General features: G+C 53.5%; 19 protein-coding genes and 1 pseudogene. 7 read left to right on the top strand and 13 right to left on the bottom strand.

The window, feature by feature from the left end; genetic code table 11:
- Window positions 1-663: 663 nt before the first annotated feature.
- From AC3ZVB_RS05380 to AC3ZVB_RS05360, 5 genes and pseudogenes are all read right to left on the bottom strand, one after another.
- Window positions 664-1,500 carry a helix-turn-helix domain-containing protein gene (locus AC3ZVB_RS05380; RefSeq protein ID WP_490145969.1) on the bottom strand — a complete coding sequence of 279 codons (837 nt, stop codon included), beginning with the start codon at window positions 1,498-1,500 and terminating at the stop codon, window positions 664-666.
- 333 nt (window positions 1,501-1,833) lie between these two features.
- Window positions 1,834-2,400: a phage antirepressor KilAC domain-containing protein gene (locus AC3ZVB_RS05375; RefSeq protein ID WP_490145968.1), complete on the bottom strand. Its 567-nt coding sequence runs from the start codon at window positions 2,398-2,400 to the stop codon at window positions 1,834-1,836.
- A gap of 780 nt (window positions 2,401-3,180) precedes the next feature.
- Window positions 3,181-3,514, bottom strand: a pseudogene (locus AC3ZVB_RS05370) (site-specific integrase); the annotation flags it as partial.
- A gap of 99 nt (window positions 3,515-3,613) precedes the next feature.
- Entirely contained in the window at window positions 3,614-4,570 is a 957-nt protein-coding gene (locus AC3ZVB_RS05365) for a tyrosine-type recombinase/integrase (protein WP_490145967.1), read from the bottom strand.
- 312 nt (window positions 4,571-4,882) lie between these two features.
- On the bottom strand, window positions 4,883-5,263 hold the full coding sequence (locus AC3ZVB_RS05360) for a hypothetical protein (RefSeq protein ID WP_490145966.1): 381 nt from the start codon (window positions 5,261-5,263) through the stop codon (window positions 4,883-4,885).
- Window positions 5,264-5,597: 334 nt separating this feature from the next.
- Here AC3ZVB_RS05360 and AC3ZVB_RS05355 point away from each other — a divergent pair, with 334 nt between their 5' ends.
- Window positions 5,598-6,035, top strand: a complete 438-nt coding sequence (locus AC3ZVB_RS05355; RefSeq protein ID WP_490145965.1) for a GNAT family N-acetyltransferase — start codon at window positions 5,598-5,600, stop codon at window positions 6,033-6,035.
- 59 nt (window positions 6,036-6,094) lie between these two features.
- Here the strand turns inward: AC3ZVB_RS05355 and AC3ZVB_RS05350 are convergent, their stop codons facing one another.
- The 4 genes from AC3ZVB_RS05350 to AC3ZVB_RS05335 form a co-directional block, all read right to left on the bottom strand.
- On the bottom strand, window positions 6,095-6,673 hold the full coding sequence (locus AC3ZVB_RS05350) for a hypothetical protein (protein WP_490145964.1): 579 nt from the start codon (window positions 6,671-6,673) through the stop codon (window positions 6,095-6,097).
- A gap of 128 nt (window positions 6,674-6,801) precedes the next feature.
- Window positions 6,802-7,056: a hypothetical protein gene (locus AC3ZVB_RS05345; RefSeq protein ID WP_490145963.1), complete on the bottom strand. Its 255-nt coding sequence runs from the start codon at window positions 7,054-7,056 to the stop codon at window positions 6,802-6,804.
- A gap of 51 nt (window positions 7,057-7,107) precedes the next feature.
- Window positions 7,108-7,317, bottom strand: a complete 210-nt coding sequence (locus AC3ZVB_RS05340; protein ID WP_490145962.1) for a hypothetical protein — start codon at window positions 7,315-7,317, stop codon at window positions 7,108-7,110.
- A 52-nt stretch (window positions 7,318-7,369) separates the two neighbouring features.
- Window positions 7,370-8,122 (bottom strand): carbonic anhydrase, encoded by a 753-nt coding sequence (locus AC3ZVB_RS05335; RefSeq protein ID WP_490146093.1) that lies wholly within the window; start codon window positions 8,120-8,122, stop codon window positions 7,370-7,372.
- 241 nt (window positions 8,123-8,363) lie between these two features.
- Here AC3ZVB_RS05335 and AC3ZVB_RS05330 point away from each other — a divergent pair, with 241 nt between their 5' ends.
- The gene (locus AC3ZVB_RS05330; RefSeq protein WP_490145961.1) at window positions 8,364-8,819 is read left to right on the top strand and encodes a DUF2214 family protein; all 456 of its coding nucleotides are present in this window, start codon (window positions 8,364-8,366) and stop codon (window positions 8,817-8,819) included.
- Window positions 8,820-8,908: 89 nt separating this feature from the next.
- Here the strand turns inward: AC3ZVB_RS05330 and csrA are convergent, their stop codons facing one another.
- On the bottom strand, window positions 8,909-9,100 hold the full coding sequence (csrA, locus tag AC3ZVB_RS05325) for a carbon storage regulator CsrA (RefSeq protein ID WP_045057924.1): 192 nt from the start codon (window positions 9,098-9,100) through the stop codon (window positions 8,909-8,911).
- A 250-nt stretch (window positions 9,101-9,350) separates the two neighbouring features.
- On the opposite strand from csrA, the gene AC3ZVB_RS05320 reads away from it, so the two are divergent.
- A complete protein-coding gene (locus tag AC3ZVB_RS05320) occupies window positions 9,351-9,716 on the top strand; it encodes an SPOR domain-containing protein (RefSeq protein WP_490145960.1) in 366 nt (121 codons plus the stop codon).
- Window positions 9,717-9,959: 243 nt separating this feature from the next.
- On the opposite strand, the gene AC3ZVB_RS05315 is transcribed toward AC3ZVB_RS05320, so the two are convergent.
- The 3 genes from AC3ZVB_RS05315 to AC3ZVB_RS05305 form a co-directional block, all read right to left on the bottom strand.
- A complete protein-coding gene (locus tag AC3ZVB_RS05315) occupies window positions 9,960-10,649 on the bottom strand; it encodes an endonuclease (RefSeq protein WP_490145959.1) in 690 nt (229 codons plus the stop codon).
- A gap of 4 nt (window positions 10,650-10,653) precedes the next feature.
- Window positions 10,654-10,923 (bottom strand): DUF1654 domain-containing protein, encoded by a 270-nt coding sequence (locus AC3ZVB_RS05310; RefSeq protein ID WP_162437730.1) that lies wholly within the window; start codon window positions 10,921-10,923, stop codon window positions 10,654-10,656.
- 137 nt (window positions 10,924-11,060) lie between these two features.
- On the bottom strand, window positions 11,061-12,149 hold the full coding sequence (locus AC3ZVB_RS05305) for an asparaginase (protein ID WP_490145958.1): 1,089 nt from the start codon (window positions 12,147-12,149) through the stop codon (window positions 11,061-11,063).
- A 359-nt stretch (window positions 12,150-12,508) separates the two neighbouring features.
- Between AC3ZVB_RS05305 and AC3ZVB_RS05300 the strand changes: the two genes are divergently transcribed.
- The 4 genes from AC3ZVB_RS05300 (at window position 12,509) to AC3ZVB_RS05285 (ending at window position 16,691) form a co-directional block, all read left to right on the top strand.
- Complete coding sequence (locus tag AC3ZVB_RS05300) at window positions 12,509-12,955, top strand: hypothetical protein (protein WP_490145957.1); 447 nt, start codon at window positions 12,509-12,511, stop codon at window positions 12,953-12,955.
- A gap of 196 nt (window positions 12,956-13,151) precedes the next feature.
- Window positions 13,152-14,108: a sugar ABC transporter substrate-binding protein gene (locus AC3ZVB_RS05295; protein ID WP_490145956.1), complete on the top strand. Its 957-nt coding sequence runs from the start codon at window positions 13,152-13,154 to the stop codon at window positions 14,106-14,108.
- 55 nt (window positions 14,109-14,163) lie between these two features.
- The gene (locus AC3ZVB_RS05290; protein WP_490145955.1) at window positions 14,164-15,717 is read left to right on the top strand and encodes a sugar ABC transporter ATP-binding protein; all 1,554 of its coding nucleotides are present in this window, start codon (window positions 14,164-14,166) and stop codon (window positions 15,715-15,717) included.
- Window positions 15,714-16,691: an ABC transporter permease gene (locus tag AC3ZVB_RS05285; protein ID WP_162437725.1), complete on the top strand. Its 978-nt coding sequence runs from the start codon at window positions 15,714-15,716 to the stop codon at window positions 16,689-16,691. The genes AC3ZVB_RS05290 and AC3ZVB_RS05285 overlap by 4 nt, the downstream gene beginning before the upstream one ends.
- The last annotated feature ends 2 nt before the right edge of the window (window positions 16,692-16,693 follow it).

The raw sequence follows: 16,693 nt of genomic DNA, 5'->3' as shown, positions 1-16,693 counted from the left end.
TGCATATTGTCAATACATTCACTGGTTATTAGTTGCATTTTCCTGATGTTTCTGAGTGTTTTTACTTGGCTGCTACTAGTGATGTCGCCTGTAAGAATAGTATGTTCCATTCTGTAATATTTTGGTTGTCATCTTATAATCCTTGGCACGGTGGATGTTGGAACTGGTAAGGTTTTCTTCTGGTAAATATGAGGTGGGGGCAGTGGCCCAAGCCCCCCCTGACGCAGTAGCTATTATGGTATATATTATAGTGACGGTTCGTTACGAAGTGTCCGCCTTTGTAATTATCATTTTGCCTCTCGGCAAATATGTAGTAGTGGGGGCAGAGGAGAAAGCCCCCAAGCTTTTGATTTTAACCGTGCAGATATATTGTGACGTTCCGTCACGAATTAATCATCTTTGCAGTACTCTGCACAGTTAACGGCAAGATCAAGATCAAGATCAAGATCAAGATCAAGAGCGGGGAGGGGTCTTCACCCCATCTCTCCCCTTGGTTATATAGAGTTGTAATCCGTGCCTCAGGCACATGTTATATATATATAGAAGTAGTTAATCTCAAAGCTACGCTTTGGCGATTGTGCCCTATTCCGCCGTTTGGCGGAAGTTGGCACTTGCCTATGATACATGCGGCCGAATCACTCCCCCCTCCTCACGCTGGGGGGGTCAAGCAGTTTGGAACTCGCCTTGTGCAGCGAACACTTCGTCGCGCCACTTCCTGATGGTCTTCGGACACACTCCGGTTTCTCTCTCGATGGGTTTGATCTTCATTCCATCCATTAGCATTTTCAGCACTTGGCCCTTCTTTGGATGCTGCTGGCGGGTAGGAAAGTGGATAATGTTCGGCGTGAGTGTGTCGTACTCCGAGTCCGAGTCATATTCTTCGGCGGTCTTGTACTGGGTAAGCGTCCTTAAGTCGTGATGAAGCTTGGTCAATTCTTCACGTGTTGGTTGGCACAGTTCCTCTTGGTCGTGCCACTCGGATATCGGTTGCTCAAGCTCGACGCCTTCCATGTCGTATTGCAGTAACCTGGGGCGACACTCCATCATCCTAGGGATAATTAGTTCAATTGCTTTTACATAACGCCTCGAATGTCGTTCACCCATTTGCATCAATTCCTCGACGGCGTCGTTCGTTACGAACGGCAGCTGTTCCAGGATTACCGCTAGGTTACGTATAGAAAGAGGCATTGACTTGCCTCCTGCCCCGACAGGTCGGTCATGCCAATCTAATCTACCAATGCCCTCTATGATGTCGAGTGCGAATACCGGATAACGCCCCCAGTAGGTGAAGCTCCCTATATATCCATAGAATGGGTTTCGGATCATCTTGGCTTGTCGCCCACAAATGTTTTTCGGCATTCGAGGGATCTTGGGCTTGATCTTCGGTACGTTAACTTCCAGCCATTTATTAGCATTGGCGGCGATGCGCGCGTCCAACTCTTTAACTTCGGACTGAGTATATGTTCTAGTAGTGCAGGTGTTGCGGGAGTGCGATTTCATATTCGTGTTACTCGTTGTGATGTTATTAGTGCATGGGCAAGCCCTCGGTGTGTTCCGGCTATTGTCGGTGGGAACGCGTGTCCCTTATCGCAGACGCAAGAAAACGCATCTGCTCAGCGGCCTATTGGCTTGAACAAGTAATATAATGTTATATGGCGGAATGCATGGTGGATGGCCAGTGTATTGTCACCAGCCACCTTCAAAGAGCGGTAAGCCATGACCGGTGCATAACGTCGTCCCCGGCTCCGCACTTTCCCATTTTGACCCGGCTCACCAAGTGGCAATCATGATGCAGTGGTGTTTACCGCATTGGTAAAGTCATAGCAAAACCGATTACAAACCTTGTCGTCCGTTCTGCTTAATGAATTGCTGGATCCAGATAATCCCTTTCCCTGTGAATAGAGAAACTGGAGCGATTTTCCGCTTGCCGGTCTTGCGGTCTAAGCAATTGACCCATGCAGCCTCAAGTCGTCCTGCATCCAGATGCTGCTGGTATGGTAAGTTACGCTTATTTCCGCTACCCATCAGGATCTTATGCTTACGAAGGTAGTTTAGGAACTTTGTCTTCCCGGTCCCTAACGTCTTGGCAACGACACCTGTATTAAAAAGCTCCTCTGTATCAGCCATGTCGTCATAGAACTCTATCTTTGGGGCGTCTTCGGTAACTTTATCGTCCAGCTCTAGTACTTGCTGTGTATAAATCAAGAGTAGGCGCCATAGCGTTGGAAGATCATTTAAAGCCTTTGATAGGTTCATTACTTCGCCCTCTAGCACAACACTGGTTTGCTGAGGAAGCAGCGGGATTACCTCCGGCTGTACAAAGAGTCCCAATCCTTTGATTCGAGTAGTTTTGTTTTTGCCTTGGGACGCTGCGTGGTTGTAGCTCGCAATATTATTCATTAATTCTCTTTTATTTGTATTCGGTTTTTAATCAATAGATCCCCGTCGCTCTGTTGTTGAGCGTTGTTAATTTGGGGTATCAGAGTGCGCGTATTTCGCGGAGGTTATGTATATCTACGTATGCGGCGGGTATGCTTGGTTTCTATTTCATTAAAAAATCTATCATGGTTGGCTAATGGTTGGTTCGGCAAGTTGTAAACGGCAAATTCATTTGTCGTCGGGACCAGTTAAGCGTGTGCTCCTCTGTCAAGAGTACTATTCGAGTTAGTGGGGTTCGCGGTATTCATCAAGTCGGCATTTCGCTTCCCTTTCAGTTTGCAAGTAGATTGGCAGTGTTCGGTTGCTTTCTTTCGCAAGCCTAATAGAGAAGCTTGCTTGCTTCTTTTCTCTCGTCGAGAGTCTGCCGATTGGTTACCTACTTTGTTAGCTGGCTCTGTTTCCTTGCTCAGTTGGTGTCGCCATAATATCCATTATTGTTTTGGCGTCAACCGCATAACTCGCGACTGCGATAAAATTCGTCTAATACTTAGCTCGCTGTTGCCACAAAACCTTGTTAACACTTAACTCGGTGTTACCGTAAAACTCTCCTTAAACTTAGATTGGTGTAGCCGGACTACCCAGCGATACTTGGCTCGGGCTCGTCGTGTTCTGCTAAAACATAACTCGGTACTGCTGTAAAACTCCACTAAAACACTTACCTCGGTGTTACCGTAAAATTCTTCTAATACTCTGGCTCACATTTACCTGATTTTGCATGGCTACGTTGGTGTCGTGGTGAAATCAGTGAGAAAATTCCATGTCAACGTGGTTAAGAGCCTGTGCCATCGCCTTCAATGGGCTGCGGCTACCATAAATATTGAACGTCACAACATCGTTCTCGTTTCCTGCTATCCACTTGATGAGCGAGTCTTGGACACCAGCATCCCGCAGGTTGTCGATGAGCGTGTGCCGGAAGCTATAGAAAGTCTTCCGTCGGGTCGGTGATGCCCTGCGTTGTCTTGTATCGACCGAACGAATTCGATGGTGCGTGGCCCAGCTTTCCCCGCACGGGTTCCAGTTCAGGGAGCAGGCGATCTGCTCCGGTGATCCTGACCGACTCGGGATGCCGCAGTAGGCTTGGACTGAAGAAGTTCTATGAATGCGAACGCATAGCGTTTGCGACGCATATGCCGCCAACCGACGCAGAGTTGGCTGACGGACTCAGAGTGATGGGTCAGTCAATAAGGTGTAAAACGTCTTTCACATTGAGATGCGAGTAGCGCGCCACAGATCGCGTATCCCGATGGCCTGACACGATCATGATTTGGGCGTTGTTGAATCCCTTCTTCGCCACATTGGTGATCCGGGTGTGCCTGAGTTGGTGCAATCGTACGCTGCTGTCCAAGCCCGCCTTTACTCGTGCCAATCGCACTGCCTGCGATACGGCGTGTGGTGTAACCGTGAACACCTGACTGTCTGGGTGTCCTGCTACAGTTGCCCAAAGTTGAGCGAGCTGGAGTATCTCCACGGCACGGTGGGTCAGCGGGACGGACCTCGTACCGTTCTTCCCATCGATCACGTCGGCTATTCGATCCTTGAGGTGCAGGCAGTCTTTTGTCAGATTCAGGATTTCAGATCGCCGCATGGCAGTTTCGTATGCCAGTTCGACAATCAGCGCCATGGTTGGAGACAGTTTGGCCAGAAGTCGCTGAAGTTCGCTGGCAAGGATTACTTTGTCGGAAGACTTGTCAGGCTTGGGCAGGGCGATGTCACTGACCGGATTATGGATGTCGATCAGTAGGCCGCGTTTTGCGAATCGGTAGAATCGGGACATGAACGCAAGCTGCGTCCTGCACGTGGACGGCTTCACAGTCTTCAATCGCATAATTTTGAAGTCGTTGATCATTTGCGGCGTGATGTCGTGAATCGACTGAGTGAAGTGCCTGCCTAAATGCTCCACGATCTTCAGTGCGTGGTTGTAACTGCCTTTGTCCTTGAGCATGGTCTCGCAGTAGGTCATGCCCAGCGTATAAATAGTGTGATACTTGCGATCCACCGTTACGGCTTCGATCTGGTTTGCCCAAGATTCTGCTTCGGCTCTCGTAGTGAAGGTTTTCGACTGTGGAGATTTACCCTTTACTCGTACTTGAGCGTTCCAGTTGCCGGACGGAAGTAAGCGGAAATTTGCCATTGTTGACGCCTCATAATGTGAATGGGCGTTCTGTGAAACCCTTGAGCACCGGGGCTTGCAGCTTGCTCAAGCAGACCTTGACATGGTGGGGGTCGTTGGTTCGAGTCCAATCGCGCCTACCAAACAAAATCCGCTCTGCTGGGCGGTCTAGAAGGGCTCACCGAAAGGTGGGCCCTTTTTTGTTGTCTGCGATTCGCATAACTGTTGCAAAACCTCAGTCAAGACGCCAGTGCGGCGCCTTTCTCCACCCAAGGGCGGGCGCATTGATGGTAACTGGTACCAACGGGCCCGCTGAATGACGTGTGAAAAGCCCTACGACGCGCTAGGTGGCTGAGCGGTATCGCTGACGTTCATCCCTGGTTCAAGTTCGCACGCTTTTACGCGGGCGGTGTCGATCAGCGAAGAGTAGTAACTGTCAGATCGTGTTGTCCTCGCCAATTCGGCCAAGGCGCCCTCAGGCGAACTGAAAAATCCAGTCTGACGAAAATCCTGGCTTGCACAGTCGAACTGAAAGGCGCGATAGGACGTGAATTCTGGACCGCTTCTTTTCACCACTACATTGCGGACAGGCGATTCGCCCATCACTCTGTCGATGGAGTATGCGGCGTAGTAATCGTCTGCGGCAGAAAGGGTATTGGCGGAATAAGTAACGGCGGCGAGCAGAAGCGTGGCAAAGACTGCTGATGATTTCATTGCGCTCTTCCCTGACGAGGTTTTCCAAGCTGAGACTGGTCAGCGGCTGCATTGTAGAGCTGAAATATGACGAAACGGAATCGGTAAATGAGAAGAAATATCAGCTTGTGAGTGTCGGCCGCCGAACGGTCATCATGGTCGCGTCATGCCTTGCTGATCTCTTTGGTTAGCTAGTCCGGGTTAACATTTCAAGTATCAGTAAGCCCACCACAGCCCAGGCAGTCTGAGTTGGAGGCGATCCGTCAGGCTTTCCGTCAGCCTCCCTCGCTGAGCGGGGACATGGGAGGCATCGCAATTAAATCAAATTCGGGCTCATTCACCGGGAGGTGCAATCATGAATCTGCAAATCAGACAGGCGGTTTTGAGCGATATCGAATGGTTGGTTCGTCTGGATCCTTTAGCGGCAGAAGAAAGTGGCCGCCGGTCGTACATCGAAAAGGCAGTCGCGCAGTGCGAATGCCTGGTTGCATGTGAAAGAACCGAACCTGATGTTCCGATTGGTTACGGGCGCCTGGAGAAATGCTTTTTTGGGGAATGGTTCATACCCCTGGTAGTTGTCTCCAGCGTTCACCGACGTTCTGGGGTGGCCACGCAAATCATCACTCACTTGGAGCATGGCGCATCTGCTAAAAAAATCTTCACTTCTACCAACCTGTCGAATGTAGCCATGCAGCAATTGTTGGTGCGGATTGGATATGAATCCAGCGGCACGATAGAGAACCTGGACCCAGGGGACCCAGAGCTAATCTTTGTGAAGTTTTTCGACAGTTAAACGTGGTGTTTCTCTTGTTGAATTGAGCCTGCGTTTTCAAATGAAGCCTATTTGCCCACCTACGTTAGCTCAAGTCGCTCTAACGCATAATCCTTACCGGCCAAGGTAAGCATAAAGATGGTGGAGCCAAACGTGCCCCGCGTCACATCCCGCTTCACAAGGCGTTTGACTTCGAGTTGCTTAAGACCTGATTCAACTTCCAGCGTGCTGAGTGAAACGAGTTTGCAAACCGAGTCAAAATTTGCAATTTTCCTGAAGTTTGCGTGATAAGCCAACGCTTCCATCAGTATCGTCTCGTTGTCTGTCAGCTGGGGAAACTGAGGGTTGTTCTTTTTGTAAACTCTTCGCTCTATTTCATGTAATTCACCGTCCGCAGGTTCAGTCGTGCGGGTGTAGTAAATTGCCACGGACAGAAAAACGATCAAAGGCGCGATCATCAGCAGCAACCAGTTCGGCACTGGCGTTTCCAGCGTAAGCCATTCCCAGGCAACTGACAGCCATTCCTCGGTATCTGTAAACAATCTCAAGTCGAAGTGAGTATCGAGCAGCTTTGTGACAATCCAAGCGACAAACAAGCCTCCAGCCGAGTAGGCAGTAGCCTTAAAAGCAAGAGGGGATCGCATGCCTGCTGCTGCCATGCTGTTCGTCTCTGGTGTGGAGAGTTGGCACTATCAGCATAGCAGTGGAAGAGAGGCCCTCAAGCCATTGCACAGTCGGTGCGGATGATTTTTCGTCGAGCCTCTGCCGATGTTGCCTCGTCGTCTAATTACTCAGCTTTGCTTCGCACTATCCTTCCTGCCTTCACCTCATCCGCGTAGAGGCTGATGATTGCTTGCTGATCCTTCAATAATGCCGAGATCTTGCTGAGTGTTATGGCTTCCTCAGGCGATTTGCCTCGGCCTGCCATGCTGCTCAACTCTGTCGCGGACCAGCCGATGATCGCGGTCGCATCTTCAAGGTCATAAAACAGCTCTTGTTGGGCTGTTCTTGGGCCGTCTAGCCCTTGTATTAGATCTGGCAACTGTTTGTCCGTCCGTTCGCGTCGCGGTTTTAAACGACCCTGTGGTCATTTTCAATGAAGCGTCTTAATCTTGCGACTCTCGCCAATCCTGATCCGGTCCAGCGCCCGATTTAGAGAGTCCAGCGCATCCAACAGGGCTTTCGCCTCGATTTCTCGACCCTCTCCCCAAAGGCGCTCAGCCATCTTGTTCAAGGCCTGGATAGCTCTCTCAATTTCGGCGGCAGTTACTGCCGCCGTACTTGCCACCTGTTTTGTCGGCATGCGTAACCCTTTCGTTGGGGGCTTCGTATCTGTTTTTTTGCATCGATGAGCTTCAAGCGATCAATTCGACTTTACCTGTTGCCAAGCGATAAATACCTCCCACTATCTTCAGTTTGCCCCTTGCGAGCGCGTCGGTCAGCAGGGGGGTGGCTTTCTTGAGGCGCTCGACCGAGTCTTTGACATTCTGCTCGGTCGCGTTTTCCGCGATATCTCCGGGTTGTTTGATCACTGTCTCAATCGAGGATTTGAGAGCGTGCGTCAGTTTCGGGATATGCCCTGGGAACACCGTTTGGTCTTTAACGGCTTTTATGCCCGCCTCGATGGCGCCACAGCGCTCATGCCCCAGCACCAGAATGAGCGGGGTTTCCAGCACAGCAACACCGTACTCAATACTGGCCAGGCCTTCGTCAGTGACAAAGTTGCCAGCGACGCGTACAGCAAAAAGATCACCTCGCGCGGTGTCGAAGGCGTACTCGGGTGCAATGCGCGAGTCAGAGCAACTCAGCACTGCCACGAACGGGTTCTGGCCGGAAACCAGCGCTTCGCGTTCGTCCTTGAAGTCGTGTGTCACTGAGTTACCGCTGACGTACCGATCATTTCCCTCCATTAACCGCTTAAGCGCTTCATCCGGGTTGATGACGTTTTTCGGTTTGGGTGGTGCCGAAGGTATTTCGGCGGCCTGAATGATTCGGTTGGGCAATATACCTGCAAGTAGCAGGGCGCCGGCCCCTAATCCGGCAAGGCGCAGAAAGTGGCGGCGCTCATTGAGTTTTGCAGCAGGTTTCGGATCACATGGCTCACACATGATTTTGTGTACTCGGTTCAGTGCGGTGGGAACAAGTGCTGTTGGATTTTGCCTGCAGGAACTTGTCGCACTGGCGTGTTGGAGTCCAGCGAGTCGCTGTAACGCCATGTATTTCTTCGGCTTCGCAGTCAGCCAGGTAGTTTGAACCTGCCAGGCGGCGAGTTCCGGAGCGGGTGCGCTACATCGTTTGATGGGCTACTACTGACAGACCGGCTCAATTCATTCCGATAGGAGTATCTAGATGCTGACCCACTGGTTTCTGGCTGCAATACATTTGTTAGTGTTTGGATTGGGTTTTTGGGCTGTGCTGTCACGCGGTACTGCGTTCAGGCGCCTGTCTGCGGGGGTGGGGCAGGCTCAAAGCGTATTGATCGCGGATAATCTTTGGGGGATCTGCGCAGTCATTCTGCTGGTTACTGGTGGGACAAGAGCGTTTGGCGGGTATGAAAAGGGCACTGACTACTATCTTCACCAGCCACTGTTCCATTTGAAAATGACATTGTTCGTAGTGATTTTGCTATTGGAAGTAGCGCCGATGGTGACGCTGATCAAGTGGCGAATTGCGTTGGCGCGAGGCAGGGCTATCGATGACCGTCGTGCAAAGCTGTTTGCGCGAATCAGCCATGTCGAGGCGATGCTGGTGCTGCTGATGGTGGTAGCGGCCACGGGCATGGCGCGAGGGGTGGGATGGGGTTAGTCGGGGGGCAACAGCAGTCACGTTGCGCTTGAATCTTAGCCAGCCGTGGTTCGGAATGCGAACGGGCTGGCTACTGACTGCTGCGGAACTCAGTTTTGCGGTTTGTCCGGAGCGGTCAAACCAGCCTGAATGCGCTGGTAGATCTCTTCGCGGTGCACCGCAACGTCCTTCGGGGCGTTGATGCCAATCCTGACTTGCTGGCCGCTGACGCCGAGGATGGTAATCGTAATGTCATCGCCAATATTTATGCTTTCACCGACTTTGCGGGTGAGTATCAGCATGGTCTTCTCCTTGATTGCTTTGTAGGGCACCTGATTCGAACAGTGCAGAGGTCGGTGGTACGTATAGATTAGTGCGAAGTTTCACAGTTTGGGTGCCTCTTTCTGACGCGCAGATGCTGCATTAATTCCCAAGGCGTAACTATACAGAGGCCGCAACCATCATTCTCGTTGTTTTATGGCCATTTTGCGGCCCTAAAGAACTATTCATGAATGTTAAAATCTCGTCTTTTAGCCTTCAGAGGGAAGCGTCGTGCGCAAATTGGTCTTGGTAATCGCGGTACTGGCGTTGGCGGGATGCGGGGAAGGCAAGCGCGTTGAAGGGCAGAAGCCCCAGTCGGCGGTGTCGACCGCGCCGGTGACGGCTCCTGCACAGCAGTGGGATCTGGAAGTGCGAGGCGAGATTACCCAGGCAGTCAGCGATCTGAGTGGCTGGCTGATAGAGCACAGTTTTGTTGCCAATGTCATCAAGGAAAATGGCAAGACCCGCATTCTGATGGGACCTTTCAATTCGAAAGCGGAGGCCGAGGCCAAACAGGCAGAGGTCGCCGCTGCGCTCACCCGGGCGAAAAAGCAGAACATCCAACTGCTGGTCGTGGAGCATGTGGTCGCGCAGTAACAGGCTTAATGCCGGCACCGTTAGTCTGAGTCCTAAGGAAGTGGAAAGGTGACGTGTTTCCAAGCACGGTTAATGAGTGCTTCTGTGGCCTCCACGAGCCCTTGCGAGCCTTTCGACGCGATCCTGCTTCAACAATCCACGCTCAGCCCTTTCCTGGTTACTGGCGCTACAACAAAGTTGGCGGCTAGAACGAAAAAAGGCCTCGAGGTTTATGCTCGAGGCCTTTGTGTTCCAAGCCAGCCGTCAGCCACAGGTTTTCATGTCCACCGGCCCGACAAACTCGTTGCCACGGCCCATGACGCACGCGACGGTTTGGTTGCGCTGAAGCTCCCAGGCCTGCACTGGATAGGTTTTGTTCCAGGCTTCGTAAAGCTGGCGGTCCTGTTTGGACAAGCGCAAACCGTACTGTTTGCTCATATAGAAGTACGTCCGGGCAATCATGCCGCGTATTGAAGGGCGCGGCATCACCTTCTTCGCCTTGAAGTCGACCTGGGTCAGGCACGACCCGTATTGACCGGTTTGTACCGGAAGCCAGCCGAAACTGAAATTGCTGCGATCACCGTTCACTTCGCCGATGCTGGGAACAAGGTTATGCAGATCAGCCTCGGCCTTCTGATAGACCGGGTCATAGCGTGTGCAGTTCTTGCGTCCGCCCTCTTGCCAGCATTGACGCTGATGGCCGATCTGCCAGGCCGGCACAATGTGCTCCCATTCAATGCGAGAAGCGCGTTTGGCACTTTTACGGGGTACATAACCACAGGCCGCGAGGTTGACCTTGTTGCCAGTGTACTTGCAGCCGCAATAGAACTCGGTCGATTGCGGGGCATAGAGTTTCCAGGCGACTTTCTTGGCTTCTTCAAAGGTTCGAGGGGCGGCAGCCTGGGCGCCCATGGCGCAGAACAAAAACAGCAGAGCAAAAAAACGGACACTCATTGACTCAATCTTCCTTCGGCACAACCCAGAAAATCTGCACACCACCATCGTCGCGATAGGCGAGGGTGACGTTATCGTTTTCGTCGATTTCTTCGAGCAGTTGCTCCCACTCGTCCACCGGTTCGTCCGGCAGGCGAAAGATCAGCGCCGCTTTGGCTTTCTGGGCGGTGGGGGAATTGATGATTTTTTGAACGCGCATGCCCATGCGTGCATAGGCGTCCGGGGAGTCGGAAGTGGTGGCCACAAAATTATCCTTATTAAGCTGTACGTGCATACAGTATTAAACTGTAAGGATTATCGCAACTGCTTAAAATTCAAGAAAATCTTCTGACAGCGTTTTTCGTGGTTTGGTGTAGGACAGGAGAAATTTGTATCGAGGTGCCCGGCCGGAACCGGCCGGGCGAGGGTCAATCAGTATTCCCAGAACATCCGCTGCAGCTCTTTGCTGTCATTGGTCTTGGTCAGTGCGACCATGGCCAGGATGCGGGCTTTCTGTGGGTTCAGGTCGTGAGCCACAACCCAGTCGTACTTGTCGTCTGGCTGTTCGGCGTTACGCAGGACGAAACCACCGGCATTGACGTGAGAAGAGCGAATGATTTGTACGCCGTCCTTGCGCAGGGCCTGCAGGGTAGGGACCACTCGCGAGGACACCGAGCCATTGCCCGTGCCGGCGTGAATGATCGCTTTCGCACCCGACTGCGCCAGGGCTTTGTAGGCGGTATCGCTTACGTTGCCATACGAATAGGCAATTTCGACGTCGGGCAAGCTCTTGATGGTTTTGATGTCGAATTCCGAGTCCATGGTGTGGCGCTTGGCAGGCAAGCGGAACCAGTAGGATTTGCCTTCAACCACCATGCCTAGCGGCCCCCAGGCACTCTTGAATGCTTCGGTCTTGATGTTGATCATCTTGCTGACATCGCGACCCGACTGAATTTCGTCGTTCATGGTGACGAGCACGCCTTTGCCTCGCGCCTCTTTACTGCTGGCCACCGCCACGGCGTTGTACAGGTTCAACATGCCGTCAGCGGACATGGCGGTGCCTGGACGCATGGAGCCGACCACGATGATCGGCTTGTCGGTTTTTTCCACCAGGTTGAGGAAATAAGCGGTTTCTTCGAGAGTGTCGGTGCCGTGGGTGATGACGATGCCATCAACGTCTTTGCTGTCGGCCAGCTCCGCCACTCGACGACCCAGTTGCAGCAAGTTGTCGTTGGTAATGCTCTCCGAGGCGATTTGCATGACTTGCTCGCCGCGAACATTGGCCAATTGACTCAGCTCCGGAACGCCGGCGATCAATTGTTCGATACCGACTTTCGCCGCTTGATAAGTCGCACTGTTGGCCGCGCTGGCGCCTGCGCCGGCAATGGTGCCGCCGGTGGCGAGGATGACCACGTTAGCGAGCTTCTGTTGGGTTTCAACTTCTTTTGCCTGGAGGGCAGTCGGCAGGAGGAGCAAAAGGGCCAAGGCGCCCGGTACAAAGGTCTTCAAAGCAGATGTCATTATTTTTCTCTCTAGTGGTGAGACGGTGCAGAGTGCAGGTTCATCTAGATATGCCTCAGGTCGATCTGAACGCTTGAGGTGTAGGGGAAGGAGCAAGAGCTGTACCAGTAATATCCAGAGTTAATTTAATGATGTAACTGAATGATATATAAAGAATTTATTGATCTATGCAACCGCTTGGTCGCAAAGAAACGTCCGGCTTTCCGAACGTATGCGGCTTTTCCGTTCGGCCCACCGAAAAGTCCTGCGCACCCTTTCTTGTCAGAAATTTCACTCGCTCATGTTTGCCAAATTACCTTTAAAGAAACTCGCGTAGCGGTCGATGCCTCCATACGGATCTTTTTTGGGAGGGAATTCAGATGTCGCTGACAATCAGTCCATCAAATGCGGCTGTTATCAAAATTGGCGGTAAGACTGCAACGACAGTCGATACCCTGAATGACGATGCGACAGAGAAGCTCCCATCAGGCTCAGGGCTGGAAAATGGCGATAAAAAATCTGTCGGCGCAGCGGGTGTGCAGGGCGATTCAAAGACCGAAAGTACCGCCAGCACTCAAAGCATTACCGTGCAGATGCTGCTCAAGCGGATGAAAGAGCTGCAACAACAAATGCGTGAACAACAGCAGCAATTGGCGGCGACGCAAGCGGCGAGGTTTGCGAATGCAGAAGCCAAAATCACTGCCATCGTGTCGATCCAGCAACGAATCACCGGTACCGCCGCGGCAATTTCAGAAGTGGCGGCAGCCTTGGCAGCGGAGTTAACCAAAGGCTCTGCTACCGGCAATTTGGTTAGCACCTCGGCTTGATTGTCAGGTCTTGTTATTTCGGGTAACAACGAAAAATCGGCATTCTCGGTCGTTGACAAATCTCGGCCGGGTTCGCATAGTTCGGTCTACGCAAACGTTTGCGACATGTTTCAGACGGGCTGATTGCCTTAAAGAGCGTTGTTAAACCAACCTGCGCAAGCGTTGCTCACAATAATCATAAGATCGGAGTAAATCCATGAAGCTGCCATTCGCTGGACGCCTTCTCGCTGTCGCTGTGCTGGCTGCCGTATCTGCCGCTTTACCTGTCTCATCGGCCTTCGCCGAAACCCCTGAAAAACCTAAAGTCGCGCTGGTCATGAAGTCGCTGGCCAACGAATTCTTCCTGACCATGGAAGACGGCGCCAAGGCATACCAGAAAGATCATTCCGCAGATTTTGATCTGATCTCCAATGGCATCAAGGACGAGACCGACACTGCCGGACAAACGCGCATTGTCGAGCAAATGATCCTGGCCAAAGTCAACGCGCTGGTCATCGCACCCGCTGACTCCAAAGCCATGGTCCCGGTGATCAAGAAAGCCATCGATGCCGGTATTACCGTGATCAACATCGACAATCAACTCGATCCAGCCGTCGTCAAAAGCAAAAGTATCACCGTGCCCTTTGTCGGCCCCGATAACCGCAAAGGCGCGCGTCTGGTCGGCGAGTATCTGGCCAAGCAACTGAAGGCCGGTGACGAAGTCGGCATCATTGAAGGCGTGTCCACCACCACCAATGCCCAAGCGCGCACCGCTGGTTTCAAGGACGCGATGGAAGCCGCGCAGATCAAGGTCGTTTCGTTGCAGTCCGGTGACTGGGAAATCGACAAAGGCAACAAGGTCGCCGCCTCGATTCTCAGCGAGTATCCGCAAGTCAAAGCCCTGCTGGCAGGTAACGACAGCATGGCCGTCGGTGCAGTGTCTGCCGTGCGCGCAGCAGGCAAGGCCGGCAAGGTGCAAGTGGTCGGCTATGACAACATCAACGCGATTAAACCGATGCTCAAGGATGGCCGTGTCCTGGCCACTGCGGACCAATTCGCCGCCAAGCAAGCAGTCTTCGGTATCGAAACCGCGTTGAAAATCATCAAGGGTGAGAAGGTCGACAGCGGTCCCAATGGCGTGATCGAAACTCCAGTCGAGCTGGTGACCAAGTAGTCCTTCTGGTGACACTACGGTGCTCGCCCGTCTGGGCGAGTGCATGGAGATTTCTATGTCAGTTTCCGCCCCGAACGCTGTCCTCTCGGTCAGCGGCATCGGTAAGACGTACGCCCAACCGGTCCTGACCGGCATCGACCTGACGCTCATGCGTGGGGAAGTGCTGGCGCTGACTGGTGAAAACGGCGCCGGGAAAAGCACGCTGTCGAAGATCATCGGTGGGCTGGTGACGCCGACGACCGGGCAGATGCAGTTCCAGGGACAAGATTATCGTCCCGGCAGCCGGACCCAGGCTGAAGACCTGGGTATCCGCATGGTCATGCAAGAACTCAATCTGTTGCCGACCTTGTCGGTCGCGGAAAACCTGTTCCTCGATAACCTGCCCAGCAGCGGCGGCTGGATCAGTCGCAAGCAATTGCGCAAAGCGGCGATCGAAGCCATGGCCCAGGTCGGCCTGGACGCCATTGATCCGGACACGCTGGTAGGCGAACTTGGCATCGGTCACCAGCAAATGGTGGAAATCGCCCGCAACCTGATCGGCGACTGCCACGTGTTGATCCTCGATGAGCCGACCGCCATGTTGACGGCCCGCGAAGTCGAAATGCTGTTCGAGCAGATCACCCGCCTGCAAGCGCGTGGCGTCTCTATCATCTATATCTCGCATCGACTCGAAGAGCTGGCGCAAGTTGCCCAGCGCATTGCGGTACTGCGTGACGGCAACCTGGTCTGCATCGAACCGATGGCCAACTACAACAGCGAGCAACTGGTCACCTTGATGGTTGGCCGGGAACTGGGCGAGCACATGGACATGGGGCCGCGCAACATTGGCGCCCCCGCATTGACGGTCAAAGGGCTGACCCGTTCCGACAAGGTTCGCGACGTTTCTTTCGAAGTCCGTGCCGGTGAGATATTCGGGATTTCCGGTTTGATCGGGGCAGGGCGCACCGAGTTGCTGCGCCTGATTTTCGGCGCGGACATTGCCGACAGCGGCACGGTGGCGCTGGGTTCACCGGCGCAGGTTGTCAGTATCCGCTCGCCAGCGGATGCCGTCGGTCACGGCATTGCTCTGATTACCGAAGACCGCAAAGGCGAAGGTTTGCTGCTGACTCAGTCGATCAGCGCCAACATCGCGTTGGGCAATATGCCGGTAATTTCCAGTGGCGGCATCGTCAACAATGGTGACGAAATGTCCCTGGCCCAACGCCAGATCGATGCCATGCGCATTCGCAGTTCCAGCCCGACGCAGCTGGTGTCGGAATTGTCCGGGGGTAACCAGCAGAAAGTCGTGATAGGGCGCTGGCTTGAGCGCGATTGTTCAGTGCTGCTGTTCGACGAGCCAACTCGCGGTATCGATGTGGGTGCAAAGTTCGACATCTATGCGTTGCTCGGTGAGCTGACTCGCCAGGGCAAGGCTCTGGTGGTGGTGTCCAGTGACCTGCGCGAACTGATGCTGATCTGCGACCGCATCGGCGTGCTGTCGGCGGGGCGTCTGATCGAAACCTTCGAGCGCGATACCTGGACCCAGGATGACTTGCTTGCCGCCGCGTTTGCCGGCTACCAAAAACGTGATGCGTTGCTCAACGAAGCGGCGCCAAGGGATCTTCCATGAAAACTGCAGCACCTGTCGGCAAACGTAGTGGCAACTTTTACGGCCTGGGCACCTATTTGGGGCTGGCCGGTGCCTTGCTGGCAATGATCGCGCTGTTCTCGGTCCTGAGCAGCCATTTCCTGTCCTACGACACGTTCAGCACCTTGGCCAACCAGATTCCGGACTTGATGGTGCTGGCCGTGGGCATGACCTTCGTGTTGATCATCGGCGGCATCGACCTGTCGGTGGGTTCGGTGTTGGCGCTTGCGGCGTCGGCGGTCAGCGTGGCGATTCTGGGCTGGGGCTGGAGCGTGCTGCCTGCGGCGTTGCTCGGTATGGCTGTTGCGGCGCTGGCCGGCACCATTACAGGTTCGATCACCGTGGCATGGCGCATTCCGTCGTTCATTGTGTCCCTGGGTGTGCTGGAAATGGCTCGCGGCGTGGCTTACCAGATGACCGGTTCGCGCACTGCGTACATCGGTGATTCCTTTGCGTGGTTGTCCAACCCGATCGCGTTTGGCATCTCGCCATCGTTCATTATTGCCTTGTTGATCATCATCATTGCTCAGGCGGTGTTGACCCGTACCGTGTTCGGTCGCTATCTGATCGGTATCGGCACCAATGAAGAAGCGGTGCGCCTGGCAGGGATCAATCCGAAGCCCTACAAGATTCTGGTGTTCAGTCTGATGGGGCTGCTGGCCGGTATTGCCGCACTGTTCCAGATTTCCCGGCTGGAAGCGGCGGATCCGAATGCCGGCTCAGGCCTGGAGTTGCAGGTGATCGCGGCGGTGGTGATCGGCGGCACCAGTTTGATGGGCGGCCGGGGTTCGGTGATCAGTACCTTCTTCGGCGTTCTGATCATCTCCGTCCTGGCGGCCGGGCTCGCGCAGATCGGCGCAACGGAACCGACCAAACGGATCATCACCGGTGCAGTCATCGTGATCGCCGTGGTGCTTGATACTTATCGCAGTCAGCGCGCAAGCCGGCGGACCTGATT

The sequence above is a fragment of the Pseudomonas sp. MDV22-iso1 genome, from assembly GCF_058145095.1.
This window is presented reverse-complemented; position numbering and strand designations above follow the sequence as displayed.

Bases quoted from the DNA above. Each gene is read 5' to 3' on its own strand.
- AC3ZVB_RS05380 (WP_490145969.1), bottom strand. From the start codon at position 1,500: ATGAAATCGCACTCCCGCAACACCTGCACTACTAGAACATATACTCAG.
- AC3ZVB_RS05375 (WP_490145968.1), bottom strand. From the start codon at position 2,400: ATGAATAATATTGCGAGCTACAACCACGCAGCGTCCCAAGGCAAAAAC.
- AC3ZVB_RS05365 (WP_490145967.1), bottom strand. From the start codon at position 4,570: ATGGCAAATTTCCGCTTACTTCCGTCCGGCAACTGGAACGCTCAAGTA.
- AC3ZVB_RS05360 (WP_490145966.1), bottom strand. From the start codon at position 5,263: ATGAAATCATCAGCAGTCTTTGCCACGCTTCTGCTCGCCGCCGTTACT.
- AC3ZVB_RS05355 (WP_490145965.1), top strand. From the start codon at position 5,598: ATGAATCTGCAAATCAGACAGGCGGTTTTGAGCGATATCGAATGGTTG.
- AC3ZVB_RS05350 (WP_490145964.1), bottom strand. From the start codon at position 6,673: ATGGCAGCAGCAGGCATGCGATCCCCTCTTGCTTTTAAGGCTACTGCC.
- AC3ZVB_RS05340 (WP_490145962.1), bottom strand. From the start codon at position 7,317: ATGCCGACAAAACAGGTGGCAAGTACGGCGGCAGTAACTGCCGCCGAA.
- AC3ZVB_RS05335 (WP_490146093.1), bottom strand. From the start codon at position 8,122: ATGTGTGAGCCATGTGATCCGAAACCTGCTGCAAAACTCAATGAGCGC.
- AC3ZVB_RS05330 (WP_490145961.1), top strand. From the start codon at position 8,364: ATGCTGACCCACTGGTTTCTGGCTGCAATACATTTGTTAGTGTTTGGA.
- csrA (WP_045057924.1), bottom strand. From the start codon at position 9,100: ATGCTGATACTCACCCGCAAAGTCGGTGAAAGCATAAATATTGGCGAT.
- AC3ZVB_RS05315 (WP_490145959.1), bottom strand. From the start codon at position 10,649: ATGAGTGTCCGTTTTTTTGCTCTGCTGTTTTTGTTCTGCGCCATGGGC.
- AC3ZVB_RS05310 (WP_162437730.1), bottom strand. From the start codon at position 10,923: ATGCACGTACAGCTTAATAAGGATAATTTTGTGGCCACCACTTCCGAC.
- AC3ZVB_RS05305 (WP_490145958.1), bottom strand. From the start codon at position 12,149: ATGACATCTGCTTTGAAGACCTTTGTACCGGGCGCCTTGGCCCTTTTG.
- AC3ZVB_RS05300 (WP_490145957.1), top strand. From the start codon at position 12,509: ATGTCGCTGACAATCAGTCCATCAAATGCGGCTGTTATCAAAATTGGC.
- AC3ZVB_RS05295 (WP_490145956.1), top strand. From the start codon at position 13,152: ATGAAGCTGCCATTCGCTGGACGCCTTCTCGCTGTCGCTGTGCTGGCT.
- AC3ZVB_RS05290 (WP_490145955.1), top strand. From the start codon at position 14,164: ATGTCAGTTTCCGCCCCGAACGCTGTCCTCTCGGTCAGCGGCATCGGT.
- AC3ZVB_RS05285 (WP_162437725.1), top strand. From the start codon at position 15,714: ATGAAAACTGCAGCACCTGTCGGCAAACGTAGTGGCAACTTTTACGGC.